The sequence below is a fragment of the Streptomyces sp. 8N616 genome, assembly GCF_052246385.1.
Classification (GTDB): Bacteria; Actinomycetota; Actinomycetes; order Streptomycetales; family Streptomycetaceae; genus Streptomyces.
In genome coordinates this window covers 32,149-54,496 of the sequence record NZ_JBQQBY010000014.1, presented here as the reverse complement: position 1 = coordinate 54,496, position 22,348 = coordinate 32,149, and the positions used below count along the sequence as shown (strand labels likewise).

Below are 22,348 nucleotides of genomic sequence, written 5' to 3'. Positions count from 1 at the left end.
AACAAAGGTCCGCTTCACATGTCCCGCGGTGCCGGTCCGCGAGGAGCGCACTCCCGTTTCACGTGAAACATCGAGTCGCAGTGCGTGATGCGGAGGCCGCCCAGAGAGCGCTGTATCCGCTCAGGGGCTGTGTTTCACGTGAAACACAGCCCCTTCGTTAGGCCGAATGGGTTTGCCCGCCGCGACGACGGCTGCGTAGAGCAGAGCGATGAGCACGATCAGCGCCGTCGAGCGGCCGTCCGGCGGCAGCATGAGCGCTGCCACGCCGGCGGCGGCCACGAAGGTGACATTGAAGAGCATGTCGTAGAGCGAGAAGATCCGACCGCGGTAGGCGTCGTCGACGAATTCCTGGATGATGGTGTCGGTGGCGATCTTCGCGCCCTGGGTCGCCAGGCCCAGGAGGAAGGCGGCGACCAGTATCGGTGCGGGCTCGAAGGGCAGGCCCAGGCCGGGCTCGAGGACCGCGGACGCGGCCGAACAGGTGACGATCCATCGCAGCTGGACATCCGGAACCAGCCAGCTGACCCTGCCGAGCCGGTCGATCGCCCACGGCGTGACTACGGCCGCCGCGAAGAATCCCGCACCCGAGACGGCGACGGCGAGTCCGAGCAGGGCGAGACCCTCGGATTCGGTCTCGGACCAGGCGTACCGGCAGAGCATCAGGACCATCACGGTCAGCGCGCCGTAGCAGAAGCGCATCAGACTCATCGCGGCCAGGGCGCGTGCGGCCAGGTGCCGCTCTCTCAGGTGGATCAGGCCGAGGGCCAGCCCTTCGGCGGTGCCGGCCAGGGCGGCCCGCAGACGGGGCTGGACCAGTTCCGGATCCGGTCCGAGCAACTCGCGTCCCATCCGCAGCGCGGCGAGTCCCGCGCAGAGGTAGATCCCGGCGCCGAGCAGTACGGTCACGGCGTCGGAGTCCGAGCCGGCGAGGCGTAGGGCGAAGGCCAACCCGCCACCGGCCGTGGCGGCCAGCGTCCCGGCCGTCGGGGAGACGGAGTTGGCCATGACCAACCGGTCCCGGTCGACGACACGCGGCAGGGCGGCCGAGAGCCCCGCCAGGACGAAGCGGTTGACGGCGGTCACCGACAGGGCGGAGCCGTAGAAGAGCCAGTCCGGCACCTCTGCCACGATCAGCAGCGCGGTCCCGGAGGCGAGGACGGCCCGGAGCAGGTTGCCGTACAGCAGCACCTGGCGGCGCCGCCAGCGGTCGAGGAGGACGCCTGCGAAGGGTCCGATGAGGGAGTACGGGAGCAGCAGCACGGCCATGGCCGAGGCAATGGCGGCGGGCGTGGTCTGCCTCTCCGGCGAGAAGACGACGTACGTGGCGAGCGCGACCTGGTACACGCCGTCGGCAAGCTGAGAAAGGAGGCGGACGGCCAGCAGCCGCCGGAAGTCACGCAGCCCCAGTAGCACGCGCAGATCACGCACAACAGCCATGTCGCACAGCCTCACACAGCACACGGACCCCCGGGCGTATTGCCCGAGGGTCCGCGATCACGAGCCAGAAGCGGCGCGCCGGATTGCTCCTAGCGCTCGACCTCGCCCCGGATGAACTTCTCGACGTTCTCGCGCGCCTCGTCGTCGAAGTACTGCACCGGCGGCGACTTCATGAAGTACGAGGACGCCGAGAGGATCGGGCCGCCGATTCCGCGGTCCTTGGCGATCTTCGCGGCGCGCAGTGCGTCGATGATGACGCCGGCCGAGTTGGGGGAGTCCCAGACCTCGAGCTTGTACTCCAGGTTCAGCGGAACATCGCCGAACGCACGGCCCTCGAGACGGACGTACGCCCACTTCCGGTCGTCCAGCCAGGCCACGTAGTCGGACGGTCCGATGTGGACGTTCTTCTCGCCCAGCTCTCGGTCGGGGATCTGCGAGGTGACGGCCTGCGTTTTGGAGATCTTCTTGGACTCCAGGCGCTCGCGCTCGAGCATGTTCTTGAAGTCCATGTTGCCGCCGACGTTCAGCTGCATCGTGCGGTCCAGGATGACGCCCCGGTCCTCGAACAGCTTGGCCAGCACGCGGTGCGTGATCGTGGCGCCGACCTGCGACTTGATGTCGTCGCCGACGATCGGCACGCCCGCCTCGGTGAACTTGTCCGCCCACTCCTTGGTGCCGGCGATGAAGACCGGGAGGGCGTTGACGAACGCCACCTTGGCGTCGATCGCACACTGCGCGTAGAACTTGGCGGCTTCCTCGGAGCCGACCGGCAGGTAGCAGACCAGAACGTCGACCCGCTTGTCCTTGAGGACCTGGACGACGTCGACCGGGGCCTCATCGGACTCCTCGATGGTCTCGAGGTAGTACTTGCCCAGGCCGTCGAGCGTGTGGCCGCGCTGCACCGCGACGCCGGTGGACGGCACGTCGCAGATCTTGATCGTGTTGTTCTCGCTGGCGCCGATGGCGTCCGCGAGGTCGAGGCCGACCTTCTTCGCGTCGACATCGAAGGCGGCCACGAACTCGACGTCACGCACGTGGTAGTCGCCGAACTGCACGTGCATCAGACCGGGCACGCGGCTGTCCGGGTCGGCGTCCTTGTAGTACTCGACGCCCTGCACCAGCGAGGCGGCGCAGTTGCCCACGCCGACGATGGCTACGCGAACCGAACCCATTCCGGTTGCTCCCTGTGTGTACTCGACGAAGCCCTGCCGGATGCAGGACCTCACTTGGCGGTGTCGTCGGACGGATCCGGCCGGGAGCGACCCCGGTCCCGGGGCAGGCCGCCCGTGCTCCCTGACTGGTCCTGAGAATCGGAGGCGGATCGCCGCTGATCCCGCCCCGCCCGCTCGCTCTCGATCAGCTCGTTGAGCCAGCGAACCTCGCGCTCCACCGACTCCATGCCGTGTCGCTGGAGCTCGAGGGTGTAGTCGTCCAGCCGCTCGCGGGTACGGGCCAGGGACGCGCGCATCTTCTCAAGGCGCTCCTCCAGCCTGCTGCGGCGCCCTTCCAGCACCCGCACCCGTACGTCTCGCGACGTCTGGCCGAAGAAGGCGAAGCGGACGCCGAAGTGCTCGTCCTCCCACGCGTCGGGACCGGAATGGGCGAGCAGCTCCTCGAAGTGCTCTTTCCCCTCCGCCGTCAGCCGGTAGACGATCTTCGCCCTTCGGCCGGCCAGCGAGGCGGCGAGCGCGTCCTCCGGCGCGCTGCCCGGTTCCTCGATCAACCACCCCTGGCTGACCAGCGTCTTCAGGCAGGGGTAGAGGCTGCCGTAGCTGAACGCGCGGAAGACGCCCAGCGAGGTGTTGAGCCGCTTGCGCAGCTCATAGCCGTGCATGGGGGACTCGCGGAGCAGGCCGAGGACGGCGAACTCGAGGATGCCGGAGCGTCTGCTCATGCCCCGCCTCCCCTCGCTCGGCGGCCTCCTATGCCGCGCTGATGTATCGACTCGATACATCAAGACGATAGAACGGCCCTCCGGCTGCGACAAGAGGGGAAACCGTGAGCGGCGTCACATCACTGATTCGTAGGAATCAACTTGCCTGATTTGGGGTGAAGATGCGTGCTCAGTGAGTTTTGACCGTGCGTAGTCTGTGCGCCATGAAGGCCACCGGGAACCACGGAACACCGCGGAGCGTCCTCGTCCCTGGTGCAGTGCGGCCGCCCACCGGAACGTGTGGGTCCGTATGCCGGGGGGACCGGAAGTCATCTGTCGCTTTCAGGCGATAGCGCCTGCCCGAGGAGTAGCTGTTCCATGAGCGAGCACCGTCGCAAGCCACCACAGTCCCAGGGTGGTGGACGCGCCGCGGCCCGGCGCGGAGCGCAACCGCCGCCGTACGGTCGCCGAGCCGCGCCCCAGCGCACCGCCAACCGGTCCTCCGCGGGACCGATGGGCGAAGAGTCCTACGGCGGCCGCGCAGAGGCCCGTCGCGCCGCTCAGCGGGCGGCCGGTGGCGGCGGGCGCCGCCGTGCGGTCCCCAGTCACGAAGGTGGCTCCCGTGCGGCCGCGCGCCGTGCGGCCGCACGGGAGCCCCAGCAGAAGCGCTTCATCGACTACCCGCGTGCGGGGAAGGTGGGGCTGGGGCGCTGGGTGCCGTCGTGGAAGCTCATCGCCGGCTCGTGTTTCTTCTTCTTCGCGCTGATCCTGGGTGCCGCCGGCATAGCGCTGGCGTTTGTGGAGGTGCCGGACCAGAACAAGACCGCCGAGGCGGAGAGCAACGTTTTCTACTGGTCCGACGGCACGCAGATGGCCGCGACCGGTGGGGACGTGAACCGTCAGATCGTGCCGATCACTTCGATCCCCAAGTCGATGCAGAATGCGGTGATCTCCGCCGAGAACGCCACCTTCTATGACGACTCCGGCATTTCGCCCGTCGGCATCGCACGTGCGGTCTTCAATATGGCGAGGGGTGCCGAGACTCAGAGTGGTTCGACCATCACGCAGCAATACGTGAAGAACGCCATGCTGAGCCAGGAGCAGACGCTGACGCGCAAGGCCAAAGAGCTCTTCATTTCGATCAAGGTCGATTCGAAGCTCAGCAAGCAGGAGATTCTGGAGGGCTACCTCAATACGGCCTATTACGGCCGGGGCGCGTACGGCATCCAGGCAGCGGCCCAGGCGTACTACAACACGGACAGCGACAAGCTGACCGCAAGCCAGAGCGCCTTCCTCTCGTCTGTTCTGAAAGGTCCGAACTTCTACGACCCGGCCGGCGGCATCGGTGACAATGCCTCCAAGGAGCTCAACACCCAGCGAGCCAAGGAGCGTTGGGCCTGGACGCTCGGCCGCGAGGTTCAGACCGGCGCGATGAGCGCGGCCGAGCGCAGCAGGATTCTCGCAGACGGCTTCCCGACGCCGAAGGACCCGAAGCTGGCCAAGGGCCTGTCCGGCCAGACCGGCTACCTCGTCGAGACGGCACAGAAGTACGTACTCAAGCAGACCGATCTCAAGCCGGACGACCTGTCCAAGGGCGGCTACCAGATCCGCACGACCTTCGACAGGAAGAAGACCGAGGCGCTCGAGAAATCCGTCAACGCGTCTCGTAAGGTGTATCTCGACTCGAAGAAGCGTGAGAAGGACAAGTTCGTCCAGTTCGGTGGAGCGTCCGTCGATCCGAAGAGCGGCAAGATCGTCGCGCTCTACGGCGGCGAGGGATACGACCAGAACCACTTCAACAACAACGCGGACACCTCCGGCGTCCCGGTCGGCTCGACCTGGAAGCCGTACGTCCTGGCCGCGGCGATGGAGTACGGCACGTACAAGAGCGACGGTGAGGGAATCTCGCCGCAGAGCAAGTACAACGGCAATGACAAGGTGGTCATCAAGGACCGCAACGGGCAGCCCATCCCCGGGCCTGGCGGAGAGCCCTTCCGCCAGAAGAACGAGGGTGAGAAGCGCTGGGGCTACATCACTCTCGAAAAGGCGATGGAGCAGTCCATCAACTCGCCCTTCGCGCAGCTGGGCGTCGATGTCGGTCTGGGCAATGTGAAAGAGATCGCCATGGACACCGGCATCCTCGAGGAGACCATGGACCGGCTGAACGTGTCCTACTCCCTCGGCACCTCGACGCCGAGCGCCATCCGCATGGCCGACTCGTACGGCACCTTCGCCACCTCCGGCGTTCACGTCGAGCCGTACTCGGTCACCAAGGTGGAGAAGGAAGGGCAGGAGCTGGAGGGCTTCGAGCCGCCCAAGCCCAAGCAGGCCTTGGAGAACAATGTCGCGAACAATGTGACCAAGGTCCTGCAGAACGTCATCAAGAACGGCACTGCGCAAAAGGCGAGGGCGCTGAACCGCTTCGCTGCCGGCAAGACCGGTACCACCGACGAGAACAAGTCGGCGTGGTTCGTGGGTTACACCAAGCAGCTGTCGACCTCGATCGCCATGTTCCGTACCGATCCCGAGAGCAAGAAGCTGCTCTCCATGAACGGCACCGGTGGCTTCGACTCCATTCACGGTGGTGCCATTCCCACCGAGATCTGGACCGACTACATGAGGGCAGCGCTCAAGGACCAGCCGAACAAGCCCTTCCCCGCGGCGGAGCCCATCGGTGACAAGGTCGACCAGGACGGTGCCCCGTCGCCGACGCCGACCGCCCCGTCCCAGAGCCCTTCGGCGACCCCCTCCGTGACGCCGTCCAGGACGCCGGGGGGCGGCAAGCCGTCCACCTCGCCGAGCCCCTCGGACACCTGTGGTGTCTTCGACCCGCAGTGCCAGACCGGCGGGGGTACCAGCGACGGCGGCACGACTACCGGCTCCGATGGCGGTAGTACGGCGTCGAGCTCCCCGTCAGAGCCCGGCGGCGGGAACGGCAACGGAGGCAATGGGAACGGCGGGCTCTTCGGCGGCCCGACCAGCCGCGAGGAGTGACCGTCCACCTCCTGTGACGCCCGTCGTACGACACAGCCCCCGCCCGGTCCGACCGGGCGGGGGCTGAAGTCGTCCGGGCACGTGCGGCAGTATGTGGCCCATGACGAGCGTGCACGAGGACCGGCGCCTGGAACCCGTACGGCCCACTGCCGAAGATGACGTGGCCGCGGCCGGGAGTGAGCTGATCGGCGGGCCGGCCGGCCGTCGCGCGCTGCTCGGCGCCGGCTGGTGGACGCCGGTGCGGATCATCGCGCTCGTGGCGATCGTGATGTTCGCGCTGGGCATGGTGCAGAAGCTGCCCTGCTACAACGGCGGCTGGTTCTTCGGCGCCGGCAGCCAGTACACGCACGCGTGCTACTCGGACATCCCGCACCTCTACAGCGCGCGGGGCTTCGCCGACGGCCGGGTCCCTTACTTCGACCGGCTCCCCGGGGACATGGAGTACCTGGAGTACCCCGTCCTCACCGGCCTCTTCATGGAAGCCGCGTCCTGGCTCACCCCGCACGGCGGCGCCATCCAGGATCGCGAGCAGATCTACTGGCTGGTCAACGCGGGCATGCTCATGGTGTGCACCGCCGCGATCGCCGTCTTCGTGGCCCGTACGCACCGCAGGCGCCCGTGGGACGCGCTGCTCGTCGCCCTCGCCCCCGCCTTCGCGCTCACCGCCACCATCAACTGGGACTTGCTCGCAGTCGCCCTCACCGCCGCCGCGATGCTGATGTGGTCGCGCAGCCGGCCGCTCGTCGCGGGCGTCCTGATCGGCCTGGCGACGGCCGCCAAGCTCTATCCGGTGCTGCTGCTGGGACCGCTGCTCGTGCTGTGCCTGCGGGCCGGGCGCTGGCGTGCGTGGGGCGCGGCCGCGGGCGGGGCGGTCGCCGCGTGGCTGGTCGTGAACGTGCCGGTGATGGCGCTGGCGCCGGAGGGGTGGAAGAAGTTCTACACCTTCAGCCAGGAGCGACCGGTCGACTTCGGCTCGTTCTGGCTCATCATCTCGCAGCGCACCGGGAACCCGCTCGACAGCGCGAACGCGTGGGCCACGGCGCTCACCCTGCTGCTGTGCGCCGGTATCGGAGCTCTCGCGCTCTACGCCCCGCGCCGCCCGCGCTTCGCCCAGCTGGCCTTCCTGGTCGTCGCGGCCTTCATCCTCGTCAACAAGGTCTACTCGCCGCAGTACGTGCTGTGGCTGATCCCGCTCGCGGCGCTGGCGCGGCCGCGGTGGCGCGACTTCCTGATCTGGCAGGCCTGCGAGGTCGCGTACTTCACCGGTATCTGGATGTACCTCGCGTACACCTCGAGCGGTGACAAACACCATGGCTTGCCCCCCGAGGGCTACCAGCTCGCGATCCTGGCGCACCTGCTGGGGACGCTGTACCTCTGCGCCGTGGTGGTGCGGGACGCCCTGCTGCCGGAGCGGGACCCCGTACGGCGCGACGGCTCGGACGACCCGTCGGGCGGCGTGCTGGACGGGTCGCCCGATGTCTTCGTCCTCGGCCACCACCGGCAGGCCCGGCATGCGGCGCACTACGAGGGCACGTACGTGGAGTGGGGCGTCGCGCAGCGGGGCGGCTCGGCGTAGGGGGTTCCCTCAGGTCTCTCAGGTTCCTGACGTCAGCTGACGTCAGCTGACGTCAGCGGTCGACCACCCGGTCGACCTGCGTCGTGGTGTGCCTCAGGTGAGCCACCAGCTCCTCGCCCACCTTCGGTTCCGCGGCGTCGACCGGCACGAACAGGAGGGAGACCTGCATGTGCGGGGGCTCCGCGAACCAGCGCTGCTTGCCCGCCCAGACGAAGGGCGAGAGGTTGCGGTTGACCGTCGCGAGGCCGGCGCGGGCCACGCCCTTGGCGCGGGGCATCACGCCGTGCAGGGCCTTCGGGGCCTCCAGGCCGACGCCGTGGGACGTGCCGCCGGCCACGACGACCAGGTAGCCGTCGGCGGCCGCCTTCTGCTGGCGGTAGCCGAACCGGTCCCCCTTCACGACACGGGTGACGTCCAGGACGGCACCGCGGTACTCGGTGGCTTCGTGGTCGCCGAGCCATAGGCGGGTGCCGATCCGGGCCCGGAAGCGGGTCTGCGGGAACTGCTGCTGGAGGCGGGCGAGTTCCTCGGCCCTGAGGTGGCTGACGAACATGGTGTGCAGCGGCAGGCGGGCGGCGCGGAGGCGGTCCATCCAGGCGATGACCTCTTCGACCGCGTCGGAGCCGTCGGTGCGGTCCAGCGGCAGGTGGATGGCGAACCCTTCGAGCCGTACGTCCTCGATGGCCGCGTGCAGCATCGGCAGGTCCTGCTCGCTCACGCCGTGCCGCTTCATGCTGCTCATGACCTCGATGACGACGCGCGCCCCGACCAGGCCGTGGACGCCTTCGACGGAGGACACCGAGCGGATGACGCGGTCCGGCAGCGGGACGGGCTCCTCGCCGCGCCGGAAGGGTGTGAGGACGAGCACGTCGCCGCTGAAGTAGTCCTTCATTCGGGCGGCTTCGTACGTGGTCCCGACCGCGATGATGTCGGAGCCGAACCCGCTGACCTCCTCGGCCAGGCGCTCGTGGCCGAAGCCGTAGCCGTTGCCCTTGCAGACCGGGACGAGCCCGGGGAACTGCTGGATCACCTTCTGCTGATGCGCCCGCCAGCGTGCGGTGTCGACGTAGAGGGTGAGCGCCATGGCCGGTTCGGAACCTCTCTCGTGTCTGCGGTGTATAGGAGGTATGAAGCAGAGAACGTGGGGGACGGGGACGCCGGCGGCGGAGGTGCCGGGGGTGCCGGCAGTGGGGTCAGCGGCGGGACATGTAGATGTCGAGCGCCTTGTGCAGCAGCTTGTTGAGCGGGAAATCCCACTCACCAAGGTATTCGGCCGCCTGTCCGCCGGTGCCGACCTTGAACTGAATCAGACCGAAGAGATGATCCGTCTCGTCGAGGGAGTCGCTGATTCCGCGCAGGTCGTAGACGGTGGCGCCGAGCGCGTAGGCGTCGCGCAGCATGCGCCACTGCATCGCGTTCGAGGGCCGGACCTCGCGCTTGTGGTTGGCGGAGGCGCCGTAGGAGTACCAGACGTGGCCGCCCACGATCAGCATGGTGGCGGCGGCGACGGCCTCGCCCTCGTGCGTGGCGAAGTAGAGCCGCATCCGGTTGGGGTCCTCGGCGTTGAGGGCCTTCCACATGCGCTGGAAGTAGCCGAGGGGGCGTGGCCGGAAATGGTCGCGCTCTGCGGTGATCTCGTACAGCCGCTGCCATTCGGGGAGGTCGTCGTAGCCGCCCTGAACGACCTCGACGCCCGCCTTCTCCGCCTTCTTGATGTTGCGGCGCCACAGCTGGTTGAAGCTCTTGTGGACATCCTCGAGGGAGCGATTCTCCAGAGGCACCTGGAAGACGTACCGGGGCTGTACGTCGCCGAAGCCGGCGCCGCCGTCCTCGCCCTGCTGCCAGCCCATCCGGCGCAGCCGGTCGGCGACCTCGAAGGCGCGCGGCTCGATGAAAGTGGCCTCCACATCGCGCAGTCGCTTCACATCCGGGCTCTGGATACCCGACTTGACCGCCGCGGCGTCCCACCGCCGGATGACCACCGGCGGGCCCATCTTCACGGAGAAGGCACCCTGCTGCTTGAGGTGCGTCAGCATCGGCTGGAGCCAGTCCTCGAGGTTCGGCGAGAACCAGTTGATGACCGGGCCTTCGGGGAGATACGCCAGGTACCGCTTGATCTTGGGCAGCTGACGGTAGAGGACCAGGCCGGCACCGACGAGCTTGTCGGAGTTGTCGAACCAGCCGAGGCTTTCCGAGCGCCACTCCGCCTTGACGTCCGCCCATGCCGGAACCTGCATGTGGCTCGCCGTGGGCAGGCTCTGGATGTACGCCAGATGCTGCTCTCGGCTGATGGTCCTCAGGGTCAGGCTCATGCGGGGCGCTCCTCGGCAGGTGTGTCCCCAGGGTCGGGGCTCCGGCTCTCGCCGGGAAGCCTACTGCGCCAAGGACTGCGGCCTCCGGGGGACGGCTGCTCCGGTGGACGTCGCCCAGCACGGGCGTTGTCCCGTCCCCCGGGGCGACCCGGCCCGGGTCCTGCCTGGGGCCCGCTTGGCCCGGCTGGCCTGCCTTGCCCGCCGGGCCTGGTCGACCCGGCCGGCGCGGTCGGCCCGCTATCCGAGCACGCTGCCGAAGAGACCGCCGTGGGCCATGCCCAGGTAGAAGCCGACCGCGGCCGCGCCGAGGCCGATGATCAGGAGGAAGCGCTCACCCGTGGTTGCCGAGATCATCTGGCCCCATGCGCCGGAGACGACCCCGACCAGACCGGTCCAGGAACTGATCAGGTGGAGGTTGTCGAACTGGGCGGTGATGAACGCGACCGCCCCGAGCACCAGCGTCGCCACGACGATGCTGTTCTCGACGGGGTGGGGCTTGCCATCACTGTTCAGAACGGACGTCAGGGCGGAGAGTGGGCCGTGGTGTTGACGAACTGGCTGCGCCATAGGGCACCTCCTGGCGAAGGGCGGCGCACTGTAGCGCCGCACACACCCGATGTGTACAGATTGCGGCCATCGGAGGCCGGATTTCAACCGGAAGGCTCGGTGCAGGTACTCTGTACGGTCTGCACCGGTGTCTGCCCAGGTCGGCGACGGTCCCCCACGCGGGAAGGACCGCGCTGTCAGTGGCAGCCGATACCGTTGCTACGCATCACGACCCTCCTGCCACGGAAAGACCGTGGCCGCTGAGTCCAGAGGAGGTGGGTTCCACATGCGTCACTACGAGGTGATGGTCATCCTCGACCCCGATCTCGAGGAGCGCGCTGTCTCCCCGCTGATCGAGAACTTCCTGTCCGTCGTCCGCGAGGGCAACGGCAAGGTGGAGAAGGTCGACACCTGGGGCCGTCGTCGTCTCTCGTACGAGATCAACAAGAAGCCCGAGGGCATCTACTCGGTCATCGACCTGCAGGCCGAGCCTGCGGTCGTCAAGGAGCTCGACCGTCAGATGAACCTGAACGAGTCGGTCCTCCGGACCAAGGTCCTCCGCCCCGACACCCGCTGAGCCCGAGCGCTCAGCACTAGTCGGGTTCGAGTAGCAAGCAGCCAGCAGCACACCCGCCGAGAGGTTCACCCATGGCAGGCGAGACCGTCATCACGGTCGTCGGCAATCTCGTCGACGACCCCGAGCTGCGCTTCACCCCGTCCGGTGCGGCGGTCGCGAAGTTCCGCGTCGCGTCCACTCCCCGCACCTTCGACCGCCAGACCAACGAGTGGAAGGACGGCGAGAGCCTCTTCCTCACGTGCTCGGTGTGGCGCCAGGCGGCGGAGAACGTCGCCGAGTCCCTTACACGGGGCACCCGTGTGATCGTGCAGGGCCGCCTCAAGCAGCGGTCGTACGAGGACCGCGAGGGCGTCAAGCGCACGGTCTACGAGCTCGATGTCGACGAGGTCGGCGCCAGCCTGCGCAACGCCACGGCCAAGGTCACCAAGACCACCGGCCGGGGCGGGCAGGGCGGATTCGGCGGCGGTGGCGGTGGCGGCCAGGGTGGCGGCGGCTGGGGCGGTGGCCCCGGCGGCGGTCAGCAGGGCGGCGGGGCTCCCGCCGACGACCCCTGGGCGACCAGTGCACCGGCCGGCGGCCAGCAGGGCGGCGGCGGTGGCTGGGGCGGCGGCTCCGGCGGCTCCGGCGGCGGCTACTCGGACGAGCCGCCCTTCTAGACCGCGCCCGCGGTCCAGTGAGGGCGACCAGCACAAACTTCTTGATCACACTGGAGAGAGACAATGGCGAAGCCGCCTGCTCGCAAGCCCAAGAAGAAGGTTTGCGTGTTCTGCAAGGAGAAGATCTCCTACGTCGACTACAAGGACACGAACCTGCTGCGGAAGTTCATTTCCGACCGCGGCAAGATCCGTGCCCGCCGGGTCACCGGCAACTGCACCCAGCACCAGCGTGACGTCGCCACGGCCGTGAAGAACAGCCGTGAGATGGCGCTGCTGCCCTACACCTCGACGGTCCGCTAAGGGAGGATGACCGAAGCATGAAGATCATCCTCACCAACGAGGTCTCCGGCCTCGGCACCGCGGGCGACGTCGTGGACGTCAAGGACGGCTACGCTCGCAACTACCTGATCCCGCGCGGTTTCGCGATCCGCTGGACCAGGGGTGGCGAGAAGGACGTCGAGCAGATCCGCCGCGGTCGCAAGATCCGCGAGATCGCCACCATCGAGCAGGCCAACGAGGTCAAGGCCCGGCTCGAGGCCGTGAAGGTCCGCCTGGCCACCCGCTCGGGTGACGCCGGCCGCCTCTTCGGCTCCGTCACGCCGGCCGACATCGCCTCGGCGATCAAGGCCGCGGGCGGTCCCGAGGTGGACAAGCGCCGCATCGAGGTCGGCACGCCGATCAAGACCCTGGGCTCGCACCAGGTGTCCGTGCGCCTGCACGCCGACGTCGCCGCCAAGGTCGGCGTCGAGGTCGTCGCGGCGTAATCCGCTGCGCTCGGCAGAGCGGTAGAGCGAGCCGGAGGGCCGCACCCCACGGGGGTGCGGCCCTCCGGGCGTGAGGAGCTGGTCGCGCCCGAGGCGGGAGAGAGCTGGGCGCCCCTCCGGACGTGCGGAGTGGGCCTCAGACACCCCGGCCCGTCGTCTCCGCCTCAGGCGCGGACCGCGCCGGGGACGAGCCAGCGGCCCGAGCGGGTGCGGGCGGTGAGGGTGAGGAGGCGGATGACCATCATCAGGCCCATCACCCACCACAGGACCGTGAGGCCTCCGCCCAAGCTCGGTACGGCGAGCGCCAGCGGGGCGAACCCCGCCAGTGTCACGAGCATCGCCCACGCGAGGTACGGGCCGTCGCCTGCGCCCATGAGCACGCCGTCGAGGACGAACACCACGCCGGACACGGGCTGGGTGACCGCGACGACCAGCAGCGCGGGGAGCAGCAGATCGTGCACTGCGGGGTCGCTGGTGAAGATGGGCAGGATCAGCGGCCGGGAGACCGCTACCAGCAGGCCCAGGACGACGCCCGCCCAGATGCCCCATTGCACCATGCGGCGGCAGGCGGCCTTGGCGCCCGCCACGTCCTCGGCGCCCAGGTAGCGTCCGATGATGGCCTGTCCTGCGATGGCGATGGCGTCCAGCGCGAAGGCCAGCAGCGACCAGAGGGTGAGGATGACCTGGTGGGCGGCCACATCGGCGTCGCCGAGTCGGGCCGCGACCGCGGTGGCGATCATCAGGATGGCGCGCAGCGAGAGCGTACGGATCAGGAGCGGAGCTCCGGCCTGGGCGCAGGCCCGTATGCCGGCGGCGTCGGGGCGCAGTGAGGCGCCGTGGCGCCTGGCGCCGCGTACGACGACGGTGAGGTAGGCCGCGGCCATGGCGCACTGGGCGATGACCGTGCCCCAGGCGGAACCGGCGATGCCGAGCCCGGCGCCGTAGACGAGACCGGCGTTGAGGGCGGCGTTCGCGGTGAATCCGCCGATGGCGACGTACAGCGGGGTGCGGGTGTCCTGTAGTCCGCGCAGCACACCGGTGGCGGCGAGGACCACGAGCATCGCCGGTATGCCGAGGGCGCTGATGCGCAGATACGTCACGGCGTACGGCGCCGCGGTGCCGGAGGCGCCGAAGAGGTCGACGAGCGCCGGGGCGGTGGGCAGGGCCGCGGCGACGAGGGCGGCGCCGAGCAGGAGGGCGAGCCAGATCCCGTCCATGCCCTGCCGGATCGCGGCCCGGAGGTCGCCCGCGCCGACGCGGCGCGCGACTGCCGCCGTGGTGGCGTAGGCGAGGAAGACGAAGACGTTGACGGCGGTCAGCAGCAGGGCGGCGGCGATGCCGAGGCCGGCCAGCTGTGGGGTGCCGAGGTGGCCGACGATGGCGCTGTCGACCATGACGAAGAGCGGCTCCGCGACGAGGGCCCCGAAGGCGGGCAGGGCGAGGGAGATGATCTCGCGATCGTGGCGGCGGGCGCTGCGCTTCTCGGTCGCGGGAGCCTGGGTCATGGGCTCCAATGTAATCTTCCACAGGTAAGCGACACAACCGCACTCTGCTCCTTACTTCGCACAGCTTGTGATGATCTTGTGTGTGTCGTTTGTCGCGATCTTGAATCGCTTGGGGAAGTTTTTCTTCTGCACAGCCGGTGGACGGGAAAACCGCAGATCAGAGCCGTCGGCACGAGGTGATTGTGTGTTTGTCCACAGCGTCGTCCCCCGAGCTGTGCACAGGTTCGGTGAGCTTCTCCACAGGATGTGCTGCCTCGTCCACATGGCCTGTGGATAACCATCTTGGCTGACGGTGCGGACCGCCCTACCGTGGTGCGGCGCCCGCCTCCCGTTCTGGCCTCATCGTGCCTTCCGGGGCCTGCCCGGACCTCTTGAGTTGACGTGCCGTAACCGGAGCCGGGCTGCCTTGTTTGTCAGAGGCGTGCCGTAAGAAAGAGGGCACGGCGAGCCGGGTGTGCGCCGGGTCCGGAAGGGCCCGCGTCGCGGACGGGAGGAGGTGCAGGGGTGAGCCAGCAGGAGACGGAGGACCCCTGGGCGGCGGACGCCGGTCCGAGCGACCGCCTCCCCGCGTCCCGGTCCCGCCGCGGCGGCGACGAGCGGGGCCGGTTCGGCGACCGCCACGACCGCGGCCCGGACGGCTGGTCGGGGGGCGGCGCAGGCGGCGCGTCCGGCTTCGAGCGGGTGCCGCCGCAGGACCTCGACGCCGAGCAGTCGGTGCTCGGCGGCATGCTGCTCTCCAAGGACGCCATCGCCGATGTGGTGGAGGTCCTCAAGGGCCATGACTTCTACCGCCCGGCGCACGAGACCATCTATCAGGCGATCCTCGACCTCTATGCCAAGGGCGAGCCCGCCGACCCGATCACCGTCGCCGCCGAGCTGACCAAGCAGGGCGAGATCGGGCGCGTCGGCGGCGCTTCGTATCTGCACACGCTGGTCCAGTCGGTCCCGACGGCCGCCAACGCCGAGTACTACGCGGAGATCGTCCACGAGCGGGCGGTGCTGCGCCGGCTCGTCGAGGCGGGCACCCGCATCACGCAGATGGGGTACGCGGCGGACGGCGACGTCGACGAGATCGTCAACAGCGCGCAGGCCGAGATCTACGCGGTCACCGAGCAGCGGACCAGCGAGGACTACCTCCCGCTCGGCGAGATCATGGAGGGCGCGCTCGACGAGATCGAGGCCATCGGTTCGCGCAGTGGCCAGATGTCGGGCGTACCGACCGGCTTCACCGACCTCGATTCGCTGACGAACGGGCTGCATCCGGGCCAGATGATCGTCATCGCGGCCCGCCCCGCGATGGGCAAGTCGACTCTGGCCCTGGACTTCGCCCGGTCCTGCTCGATCAAGAGCAATCTGCCCAGCGTGATCTTTTCGCTCGAAATGGGGCGCAACGAGATCGCGATGCGGCTGCTGTCCGCCGAGGCGCGCGTGGCGCTGCACCACATGCGGTCCGGCAGCATGACCGACGAGGACTGGACGCGGCTCGCCCGCCGTATGCCGGACGTGTCCGCGGCGCCGCTCTACATCGACGATTCGCCGAACCTGTCGATGATGGAGATCCGCGCCAAGTGCCGCCGCCTGAAGCAGCGCAACGATCTGCAGCTGGTGGTCATCGACTACCTCCAGCTCATGCAGTCCGGCAACTCCCGGCGGCCCGAGAGCCGTCAGCAGGAGGTCTCGGACATGTCCCGTAACCTCAAGCTGCTCGCCAAGGAGCTCGAGGTCCCGGTCATCGCGCTGTCGCAGCTGAACCGTGGCCCTGAGCAGCGGACGGACAAGAAGCCGATGGTGTCGGACCTGCGCGAGTCGGGTTCCATCGAGCAGGACGCCGACATGGTGATCCTGCTGCACCGGGAGGACGCGTACGAGAAGGAGTCCCCGCGCGCGGGCGAGGCGGACCTGATCGTGGCGAAGCATCGCAACGGCCCGACCGCGACGATCACCGTGGCCTTCCAGGGCCACTACTCCCGCTTCGTGGACATGGCCCAGACCTGAGGCCGCGGCTGTAGGGTCTCAAATTTCGCGGCACAGTCTCAGCTGCGATGGCATAACGGTGGCACTTATGCCGCCGCCGTGAGACTCCCTGGTCGGAGCTTTCATTCCTTTCAGGTGACGGGATTTCTGGTCCGGCCTGTCGAGGGATGTGGCGCTGACACCGTGGCTTCGCGGGCGATTGCCTGTGGGCTGGGGGTGCGTGATGGACGACGCGGCTGTGACCGTGAGTTTTCGTCGTCGAAGCGGTGAGTGCGTCGAAGACCGGGCTTGGCGTACGGTTCCCGCCGAGCTCTGGGAGTCGGCTGCTCCGTGGCGGACATTCCGCTGGTAAAAGGGCCAGAGGCACTACTCCGGCATCTACTGGTCTGCGACGGTGTGCGACCACGTGATCTACGAGTCGCGCCTGGAATTGGCGAGGCTACTCTTCGCCGATTTCGATCCCGCCATGCGGTCCATCGTGGCTCAGCCCTTCCTGCTGAAAGCTGAAGTGGATGGGAAGCTCCGCAAGCACATCCCGGACTACCTGTTGATCACCGAGCATGGGCCGATGGTCGTGGGTTCAGCCGCTGCACAGATTGTCCAAGCCTGAGGTGGCCTTCACCTTCGACTGGACTCGGCGGGTGGTGGAGTCGCAGGGATGGCGCTACGAGGTGTGGTGCGAGCCGTTGGCGGCACAGCTGGAGAACATCCGTTTCCTGGCTGGCTATTGCAGGGACTGGCTGTTCAGCCTCGACCTTCTGACGAGCTCCTCGGCGCTGACCTCGATGGGGTCCTGTTGGGGCAGGTCCCGCGCCGTTTGCCTGGTCGTTCGGAGCCACATGTGCGGTCCGCGGTCCATCACCTGCTCTGGACAGGCCGCTTCGTCACCGATCTCGACCAACCGCTCAGCCCTTCAAGGGTGTTACGGACGGCGCCATGAGCAGGGCCGGGGCCCGGGTAGGAGTCGGTACGCGTCTCCGCTACGACGGGGAGACCATCGAGGTGGTGGAGATGGTCCCGACCACGGCGGGCAACGAAGTGGCCCTGAAGGATGGCGGTGCCGCAGCCGAGCCGGGCGACGGCCTTCCGGCTGTTGGCAGAACTGGAGAACCGCCACCCGCTGTTCCGGCTGAGCGAAGCGGAACCGGGACATCGCTGATCGTCCGGAGGGACCTTACGGGAAGCTGAGGCCGACGCGGCCAGGCGAGTACTTGCTCATGGACACCACGCGGCTGGACGTATTCGCGTTCGATCCGCTGACGCTTGAGTGGGTGCAGGCCGAGCTGACGGTCGCGATGGACTGGTACACCCGCTGCATCACCGGGATCCGCCTCACACCGGTGTCCGCCAAGGCGTTGATGTGAGCGCGGCGCTCTACCAGTCGTTTCGACCTCGGTCGGCGGGGCGGGACTGGCCGCGGCACGCGGACTGGCCAGAGCACGGCATCCCGCGCACAGTCCTGGTCGATGCCGAGGGGGCAACAGGGCCGGGGTTGGCCTCACCGCCGCTGGTCCCCGAGACCCTGGTGGTCGATCACGGCAAGGTCTATGTCTCTGAGCATCTGACCAGCGTCTGATCTGGGACTCGGCCCGCCGACAGATCGCAGCCCGGCCCCACTGACCTCTCGGCCCTGCGGCGGCTTCTTGGCATCATCACGACGAGGAAGCTGGCCCGTCGTCGGCCGGTCGCGGCCACCGTGATCATGGTCATCGCCATGCGCTTCTTCGCGGGTCCGGCCGTTCCTGTGCCCCGCCGGGACGTTCCTCAAGGGCTTGCAGTGGCAGCACTGCCGGTGTGGGCGGACGCCACGTGGAGCTCCGCCCATCGGGTCATCCTGTGGAGGTGGCGGGAAATGCCCTGTCGCATGGAAAGGGCCGTGATGATGCCGGTCCCGCGGCCGTGTTCCTCATGTTCCGCAGGGGGCGGGCTCTCGAGTGATCGGCGCGGTCGGGGCACCGGCCCAGCATCCGCGACCTCGATACGGAGGGCGTGACGGCCGCCGACCTCGGGCATCGACAACCGCAGTACTGCTGGGGGCAGTGCGTGGGCAATCGCGTTGGTGATCAGTTCCGAGATCACCAGGATGGCGTCGTCTGCTGTCTCCGTGGGCAGGGCCCAGTGGGACAGGACCGAGCGTGCGCGGTGGCGCACGGCGGAGACGGTCTCAGGGATGTGCGGCAGCGGGAGGATGTACTCGGTCCGCGGGTGCGGTGCCACGCTGGTGTCGGACGTGGTCATGGCCGGAGTGGTCATCCTCGACCACCTCCACTTGTCTCGGCTTCTCATATCGGAAGCGGCGGCTCGTTCGGTGCGGTGGCGCGTGGCCGGGTTATTCGGCGGTGGCGAGGATCTCGGCCAACGCCGTGACGGCCTGGTCTGCGTCGGGGCCTTCGGCGCGGACGGTCACGGTGCTTCCGGCGGTTGCGCCCAGGCCCATCACGGAGAGGACGCCGGTGGGGTTGACGGTGCGGCCGTCGTGTTCCAGCTGTATTGCGCTGGTGTACTCGGCTGCGGCGCGGGCGAGTTGGCCTGCGGGGCGGGCGTGCAGGTTGGCGGGCAGGATGACGGCGATTTCGTGGTTCACCGTGACTTCGTGGTTCACCGTGGTCGTGGTCGTGGCGCTGGACTCAGAGCTTGAGGACATTGCGGGCCTCCTTGGCGGCTTTGGCGACGGTGTTCAGGTCGGCGCCGGATGCGGCGGTGACGACGGCTGCGACGGCTCCTTCGACGAAGGGCGCATCGACGATCGTGACGTCGGTGCAGGGATGGTCTTCCAGGACGGTGCGGGCGGTCAGCACGGAGCTGCCGAGGTCGGGAAGGACGACGACGCCGGCTCCGCGGTCGGCGTGCCCGATCGCGGCGAGGACAAGGTCATAGCTGGTGCCGATCCGGCCGTCGTCGGTTCCTCCGGCGGTGGCGAGGGGGACTGTGTCGGAGCCGATCTGCTCCACCAGCAGGCGAAGGCCTGCGGCGAGCTCGGCGCTGTGGGACACGAGTACGATGCCGACAAGGTTGCTCATGAACAACCACGCTATATCTCAAAACACTGTTCATCAATACTGAACAAGGAGAATTCTCCGATGGTGCAGGCGGTGCATCGGGCGGTGCAGATCTTGCGGGAGCTCGCGTCCACTGGGCCCCGGCTGGGTGTGACCGAGCTGGCCGACCGCTTGGGCGTGGCCAAGCCCACCGTCCATGCGCTGCTGCGCACGCTGGAGCGCGAGGGTCTTGTGGTGCAGGACCGGGACAGCTCGAAGTACCAGCTCGGGCCGGACCTGGTGCAGTTGGGCAACGCCTACCTGGACACCCAGGAGCTGCGGACCCGCTCGCTGACCTGGGCGGACCAGCTCGCCACCCGGGCGAATGAGGCGGTGTGGGTGGCCGTGCCCACCGGCGATCACGTCCTGGTGGTGCACCACGCCTTCCGGCCGGAGGGGGCGGTGCAGATCCTCGAGGTGGGAGCCAGCATCCCGTGGAGCACCTGCGCCCTGGGCAAGGCCATCGTGGCGTCGCTTCCGGCCGCTGAGCGCGAGCGGCTGCTCGCGGGCGACCGGGCAGTGCTCACCGGCGCCAGCATCACCGACCCGGAGGAGCTGGCCGGCCAGCTGAAGGAGATTCTCCGTACGGGTTACGCGATCGAGGACCAGGAGTCCGCCATCGGGGACGCGGGCATCGCATCCCCGGTCTTCGACCGCTCAGGCGACGCGGTCGGCGCCATCGGCATCGTCGGCCCTGTTGAGCGCCTGCTCACCGAATCAGCACGTCAGGAGCTCGCGGTCGCGGTCCGGGAGACCGCCCGCAACCTCTCCCGGGACCTGGGTGCCCCTCGGGGGACCGCCCGCATCGCTGGCCCCTGACCTGCCCGCCCCGGACCCCACCAGCCTCGCGGGCACCTGACCTGCACACTCTGCATCCACTTGCAGCTCGGCGGCGGCGGCCGCCGTCCCCGCCACCTGCCCCTCCGCCCAGGCCCCTCGGCGCATCGCCGTGGGGCCTTCTCCGTGTCCGCGGTGCCCGATAGTCGCCGAACCTCTTGACAGGCGTGAAATGCGGGCTTAACTTCCCGGAACAACGTTCATCAATAGTGAACGACTTCCCGGATTTCGCTGGTTATCCGGTTCCCCTGAGCCGGCCGCCAGGTGCCCGACCCCTGACCACCTGGCGGCCACCTCCCTTCATAGCCCGCTCCACGCGGAGGAGGTGAGACGCCCAAGCTGCCGCTCGGCACTGGGCGCCATCATGGAAGAAAACACCTATCCACAGAAGCTTCTCGCCGAGATGTTGGGCACCGCGGTGCTGGTGTTCATCGGTGTCGGTTCGGTCCCCGCGACGCTCATCGTCGGAGGCGACGCCCCGTTCACCATGGCGCAGCTGGGAATGATCTCGCTGGCCTTCGCCACCGCCGTCATCGCCATGGTCTATGCGATCGGCCATATCTCCGGCTGCCAGATCAACCCGGCCATCACCCTGGCGCTGGCCGCCACGAAGCAGATGCCCTGGCGGGATGTCCCTGGTTACATCGCGGCGCAGGTGGCCGGGGCGGTGCTGGGAGCGCTTGCGATCGTCGGAGTGCTGGGGAAGAAGGCGGTCGACGTCGGCCTCGGTATCGCCGCCTACGGCACCGGTGTCGGCGCCGGGCAGGCCTTCTTCGCCGAGGCGGTGGGCACGTTCATCCTCGCGTTCGTCGTCTTCGGGGCCATCGACCGGCGCGCGGCCGGTGGATTTGCGGGCCTGGCCATCGGTCTGGGTGTGTTCGCGATCATCGTTCCGGTGGCGCCCGCCACTGGGGCGTCGATCAATCCGGCCAGGACGCTCGGCCCGATGCTCACCGGCGAGCTTTTCGGCGGCACGGTCCACTGGGACCAGCTGCCGGTCTACCTGGCCGCCGAGGTGATCGGCGCGGTCGCCGCCGGCGTCCTCTACACCGCTCTCAACGCCCACCGCAAAGCAGCCGCCGCAACCGCGGCCGGGAACCGGGGCGTTGAACCCGCCGCTGCCGAAGGAGTCCTGTCGTGAAGAAGCTCATCAACGCTCCCGAGGCGGTGCTGGACGAGGCCCTGGCCGGTATCGCCGCCGCCCACCGGGATCTGAAGGTCGACGCGGAGAACAAGGTGATCGCCCGCGCGGGCGGTACCCGCCCGGGCAAGGTGGCCCTCATATCCGGCGGCGGCTCCGGACACGAGCCCCTGCACGGCGGGTTCGTGGGACGCGGCATGCTGGACGCCGCCTGTCCCGGGGAGGTGTTCACCTCTCCCGTCCCCGGCCAGATGCTGGCCGCCGCACAGGCCGTCGACGGCGGCGCAGGCGTGCTGTTCATCGTGAAGAACTACACCGGCGACGTCCTCAACTTCCGGATGGCCGCAGAACTGGCCGCCGAGGAGGACATCGCGGTGGAGACCGTGCTGGTCGACGACGATGTCGCCGTCCAGGACTCCACCTGGACCGCGGGCCGCCGGGGCACCGGCGCCACCGTCTTCGTCGAGAAGATCGCCGGAGCCCTCGCCGAGCAGGGCGCCGACCTCACCGCGGTGGCGGAGATGGGCAAGCGGGTCAACGCCGCCTCCCGGTCCTTCGCCGTGGCGCTGACCGCCTGCACCACCCCCGCCTCCGGCAAGCCCGGCTTCGACCTGCCCGAGGACGAGATCGAGGTCGGCGTCGGCATCCACGGCGAACCCGGCCGCCGCAGGGAGAAGCTCCGCCCGGCCAAAGAGATCGTGGCCACCGCCCTGGACGCGATCCTGGCCGACCAGCCCCTCACCGCAGGGGACGAGACCATCGTCATGGTCAACGGCCTGGGCGGCACGCCGCTCATCGAGCTGTATGTGGTCTTCAACGAGGTCGCCGCCGCACTCGCGGACAAGGGCGTGGTCATCGCCCGCAATCTCGTGGGGAACTACGTGACCAGCCTGGACATGGCCGGTGTTTCCATCACCGTGTGCAAAGCCGATGCGGACATGCTCTCCCTGTGGGACGCACCCGTGAACACCCCGGCCCTGCGCTGGGGTACCTGAAACCGAGCCGGGGGCGGGGCCGCGCGATACGCGAGGGCCGGCCGGGCGGGAGCCTTCCCGCGCCAGCTCTCCCGGACCGCACCCCCGGATCCGCCCCCGCCCCCGGCTCACCCAACCGTGAAC

Annotated in this window: 21 protein-coding genes and 1 pseudogene; 12 read left to right on the top strand and 10 right to left on the bottom strand. The window is 68.7% G+C overall.

Going from position 1 to position 22,348, the window contains the following annotated elements; all coding sequences use genetic code 11:
• Window positions 1-120 precede the first annotated feature (120 nt).
• From ACTWQC_RS14815 to ACTWQC_RS14805, 3 genes are all read right to left on the bottom strand, one after another.
• Entirely contained in the window at window positions 121-1,437 is a 1,317-nt protein-coding gene (locus ACTWQC_RS14815) for an MFS transporter (RefSeq protein ID WP_443316127.1), read from the bottom strand.
• 89 nt (window positions 1,438-1,526) lie between these two features.
• On the bottom strand, window positions 1,527-2,609 hold the full coding sequence (locus ACTWQC_RS14810; protein WP_443316126.1) for an inositol-3-phosphate synthase: 1,083 nt from the start codon (window positions 2,607-2,609) through the stop codon (window positions 1,527-1,529).
• A 50-nt stretch (window positions 2,610-2,659) separates the two neighbouring features.
• Window positions 2,660-3,331 (bottom strand): helix-turn-helix transcriptional regulator, encoded by a 672-nt coding sequence (locus tag ACTWQC_RS14805; RefSeq protein ID WP_443316125.1) that lies wholly within the window; start codon window positions 3,329-3,331, stop codon window positions 2,660-2,662.
• Window positions 3,332-3,688: 357 nt separating this feature from the next.
• Here ACTWQC_RS14805 and ACTWQC_RS14800 point away from each other — a divergent pair, with 357 nt between their 5' ends.
• Both ACTWQC_RS14800 and ACTWQC_RS14795 read left to right on the top strand, forming a co-directional pair.
• Window positions 3,689-6,304, top strand: a complete 2,616-nt coding sequence (locus ACTWQC_RS14800; RefSeq protein ID WP_443316124.1) for a transglycosylase domain-containing protein — start codon at window positions 3,689-3,691, stop codon at window positions 6,302-6,304.
• Window positions 6,305-6,404: 100 nt separating this feature from the next.
• Window positions 6,405-7,880 carry a glycosyltransferase family 87 protein gene (locus ACTWQC_RS14795; RefSeq protein ID WP_443316123.1) on the top strand — a complete coding sequence of 492 codons (1,476 nt, stop codon included), beginning with the start codon at window positions 6,405-6,407 and terminating at the stop codon, window positions 7,878-7,880.
• 52 nt (window positions 7,881-7,932) lie between these two features.
• Here ACTWQC_RS14795 and ACTWQC_RS14790 read toward each other — a convergent pair whose 3' ends face one another.
• The 3 genes from ACTWQC_RS14790 to ACTWQC_RS14780 form a co-directional block, all read right to left on the bottom strand.
• Entirely contained in the window at window positions 7,933-8,964 is a 1,032-nt protein-coding gene (locus ACTWQC_RS14790; protein WP_443316122.1) for an alanine racemase, read from the bottom strand.
• Between the two features lie 109 nt (window positions 8,965-9,073).
• Window positions 9,074-10,192 (bottom strand): lipid II:glycine glycyltransferase FemX, encoded by a 1,119-nt coding sequence (locus ACTWQC_RS14785; RefSeq protein WP_443316121.1) that lies wholly within the window; start codon window positions 10,190-10,192, stop codon window positions 9,074-9,076.
• A 237-nt stretch (window positions 10,193-10,429) separates the two neighbouring features.
• Window positions 10,430-10,759 carry a hypothetical protein gene (locus tag ACTWQC_RS14780; protein ID WP_443316120.1) on the bottom strand — a complete coding sequence of 110 codons (330 nt, stop codon included), beginning with the start codon at window positions 10,757-10,759 and terminating at the stop codon, window positions 10,430-10,432.
• 265 nt (window positions 10,760-11,024) lie between these two features.
• On the opposite strand from ACTWQC_RS14780, the gene rpsF reads away from it, so the two are divergent.
• From rpsF to rplI, 4 genes are all read left to right on the top strand, one after another.
• Window positions 11,025-11,315, top strand: coding sequence for a 30S ribosomal protein S6 (gene rpsF / locus ACTWQC_RS14775; RefSeq protein ID WP_443316119.1), 291 nt, complete (start codon window positions 11,025-11,027; stop codon window positions 11,313-11,315).
• 71 nt (window positions 11,316-11,386) lie between these two features.
• Window positions 11,387-11,971, top strand: a complete 585-nt coding sequence (locus ACTWQC_RS14770; protein WP_443316118.1) for a single-stranded DNA-binding protein — start codon at window positions 11,387-11,389, stop codon at window positions 11,969-11,971.
• Between the two features lie 63 nt (window positions 11,972-12,034).
• Window positions 12,035-12,271, top strand: a complete 237-nt coding sequence (rpsR, locus tag ACTWQC_RS14765; RefSeq protein ID WP_055472526.1) for a 30S ribosomal protein S18 — start codon at window positions 12,035-12,037, stop codon at window positions 12,269-12,271.
• A gap of 17 nt (window positions 12,272-12,288) precedes the next feature.
• Entirely contained in the window at window positions 12,289-12,735 is a 447-nt protein-coding gene (gene rplI / locus ACTWQC_RS14760; protein WP_443316117.1) for a 50S ribosomal protein L9, read from the top strand.
• A gap of 164 nt (window positions 12,736-12,899) precedes the next feature.
• Here the strand turns inward: rplI and ACTWQC_RS14755 are convergent, their stop codons facing one another.
• On the bottom strand, window positions 12,900-14,240 hold the full coding sequence (locus tag ACTWQC_RS14755; RefSeq protein ID WP_443316116.1) for an MATE family efflux transporter: 1,341 nt from the start codon (window positions 14,238-14,240) through the stop codon (window positions 12,900-12,902).
• A 504-nt stretch (window positions 14,241-14,744) separates the two neighbouring features.
• Between ACTWQC_RS14755 and dnaB the strand changes: the two genes are divergently transcribed.
• The 3 genes and pseudogenes from dnaB to ACTWQC_RS14740 all read left to right on the top strand — a co-directional run.
• Complete coding sequence (dnaB, locus tag ACTWQC_RS14750; protein WP_443316115.1) at window positions 14,745-16,235, top strand: replicative DNA helicase; 1,491 nt, start codon at window positions 14,745-14,747, stop codon at window positions 16,233-16,235.
• A 385-nt stretch (window positions 16,236-16,620) separates the two neighbouring features.
• Window positions 16,621-16,824 (top strand): hypothetical protein, encoded by a 204-nt coding sequence (locus tag ACTWQC_RS14745; RefSeq protein ID WP_443316114.1) that lies wholly within the window; start codon window positions 16,621-16,623, stop codon window positions 16,822-16,824.
• Window positions 16,825-17,271: 447 nt separating this feature from the next.
• A pseudogene (locus tag ACTWQC_RS14740) lies at window positions 17,272-17,787 on the top strand (transposase); the annotation flags it as partial.
• A 191-nt stretch (window positions 17,788-17,978) separates the two neighbouring features.
• On the opposite strand, the gene ACTWQC_RS14735 reads toward ACTWQC_RS14740, so the two are convergent.
• The 3 genes from ACTWQC_RS14735 to dhaM form a co-directional block, all read right to left on the bottom strand.
• Window positions 17,979-18,467 carry an ATP-binding protein gene (locus tag ACTWQC_RS14735; protein WP_443316113.1) on the bottom strand — a complete coding sequence of 163 codons (489 nt, stop codon included), beginning with the start codon at window positions 18,465-18,467 and terminating at the stop codon, window positions 17,979-17,981.
• Between the two features lie 76 nt (window positions 18,468-18,543).
• The gene (locus ACTWQC_RS14730) at window positions 18,544-18,858 is read right to left on the bottom strand and encodes an HPr family phosphocarrier protein (RefSeq protein WP_443316112.1); all 315 of its coding nucleotides are present in this window, start codon (window positions 18,856-18,858) and stop codon (window positions 18,544-18,546) included.
• Window positions 18,842-19,234: a dihydroxyacetone kinase phosphoryl donor subunit DhaM gene (gene dhaM / locus ACTWQC_RS14725; RefSeq protein WP_443316111.1), complete on the bottom strand. Its 393-nt coding sequence runs from the start codon at window positions 19,232-19,234 to the stop codon at window positions 18,842-18,844. Before dhaM ends, ACTWQC_RS14730 begins: the two co-directional genes overlap by 17 nt.
• 60 nt (window positions 19,235-19,294) lie before the next feature.
• Between dhaM and ACTWQC_RS14720 the strand changes: the two genes are divergently transcribed.
• The 3 genes from ACTWQC_RS14720 to dhaK all read left to right on the top strand — a co-directional run bounded on the left by ACTWQC_RS14720 (window position 19,295) and on the right by dhaK (window position 22,225).
• Window positions 19,295-20,071, top strand: a complete 777-nt coding sequence (locus ACTWQC_RS14720) for an IclR family transcriptional regulator (RefSeq protein WP_443316110.1) — start codon at window positions 19,295-19,297, stop codon at window positions 20,069-20,071.
• 382 nt (window positions 20,072-20,453) lie between these two features.
• A complete protein-coding gene (locus ACTWQC_RS14715; protein ID WP_443316109.1) occupies window positions 20,454-21,230 on the top strand; it encodes an MIP/aquaporin family protein in 777 nt (258 codons plus the stop codon).
• Window positions 21,227-22,225, top strand: coding sequence for a dihydroxyacetone kinase subunit DhaK (gene dhaK, locus ACTWQC_RS14710; protein WP_443316108.1), 999 nt, complete (start codon window positions 21,227-21,229; stop codon window positions 22,223-22,225). The genes ACTWQC_RS14715 and dhaK overlap by 4 nt, the downstream gene beginning before the upstream one ends.
• Window positions 22,226-22,348 lie beyond the last annotated feature (123 nt).

What these genes read in the sequence shown, in the direction of transcription:
- ACTWQC_RS14815 (WP_443316127.1), bottom strand. Translation starts at nt 1,437, where the DNA reads ATGGCTGTTGTGCGTGATCTGCGCGTGCTACTGGGGCTGCGTGACTTC.
- ACTWQC_RS14810 (WP_443316126.1), bottom strand. Translation starts at nt 2,609, where the DNA reads ATGGGTTCGGTTCGCGTAGCCATCGTCGGCGTGGGCAACTGCGCCGCC.
- ACTWQC_RS14805 (WP_443316125.1), bottom strand. Translation starts at nt 3,331, where the DNA reads ATGAGCAGACGCTCCGGCATCCTCGAGTTCGCCGTCCTCGGCCTGCTC.
- ACTWQC_RS14800 (WP_443316124.1), top strand. Translation starts at nt 3,689, where the DNA reads ATGAGCGAGCACCGTCGCAAGCCACCACAGTCCCAGGGTGGTGGACGC.
- ACTWQC_RS14795 (WP_443316123.1), top strand. Translation starts at nt 6,405, where the DNA reads ATGACGAGCGTGCACGAGGACCGGCGCCTGGAACCCGTACGGCCCACT.
- ACTWQC_RS14790 (WP_443316122.1), bottom strand. Translation starts at nt 8,964, where the DNA reads ATGGCGCTCACCCTCTACGTCGACACCGCACGCTGGCGGGCGCATCAG.
- ACTWQC_RS14785 (WP_443316121.1), bottom strand. Translation starts at nt 10,192, where the DNA reads ATGAGCCTGACCCTGAGGACCATCAGCCGAGAGCAGCATCTGGCGTAC.
- ACTWQC_RS14780 (WP_443316120.1), bottom strand. Translation starts at nt 10,759, where the DNA reads ATGGCGCAGCCAGTTCGTCAACACCACGGCCCACTCTCCGCCCTGACG.
- rpsF (WP_443316119.1), top strand. Translation starts at nt 11,025, where the DNA reads ATGCGTCACTACGAGGTGATGGTCATCCTCGACCCCGATCTCGAGGAG.
- ACTWQC_RS14770 (WP_443316118.1), top strand. Translation starts at nt 11,387, where the DNA reads ATGGCAGGCGAGACCGTCATCACGGTCGTCGGCAATCTCGTCGACGAC.
- rpsR (WP_055472526.1), top strand. Translation starts at nt 12,035, where the DNA reads ATGGCGAAGCCGCCTGCTCGCAAGCCCAAGAAGAAGGTTTGCGTGTTC.
- rplI (WP_443316117.1), top strand. Translation starts at nt 12,289, where the DNA reads ATGAAGATCATCCTCACCAACGAGGTCTCCGGCCTCGGCACCGCGGGC.
- ACTWQC_RS14755 (WP_443316116.1), bottom strand. Translation starts at nt 14,240, where the DNA reads ATGACCCAGGCTCCCGCGACCGAGAAGCGCAGCGCCCGCCGCCACGAT.
- ACTWQC_RS14735 (WP_443316113.1), bottom strand. Translation starts at nt 18,467, where the DNA reads ATGACCACTCCGGCCATGACCACGTCCGACACCAGCGTGGCACCGCAC.
- ACTWQC_RS14730 (WP_443316112.1), bottom strand. Translation starts at nt 18,858, where the DNA reads ATGTCCTCAAGCTCTGAGTCCAGCGCCACGACCACGACCACGGTGAAC.
- dhaM (WP_443316111.1), bottom strand. Translation starts at nt 19,234, where the DNA reads ATGAGCAACCTTGTCGGCATCGTACTCGTGTCCCACAGCGCCGAGCTC.
- ACTWQC_RS14720 (WP_443316110.1), top strand. Translation starts at nt 19,295, where the DNA reads ATGGTGCAGGCGGTGCATCGGGCGGTGCAGATCTTGCGGGAGCTCGCG.
- ACTWQC_RS14715 (WP_443316109.1), top strand. Translation starts at nt 20,454, where the DNA reads ATGGAAGAAAACACCTATCCACAGAAGCTTCTCGCCGAGATGTTGGGC.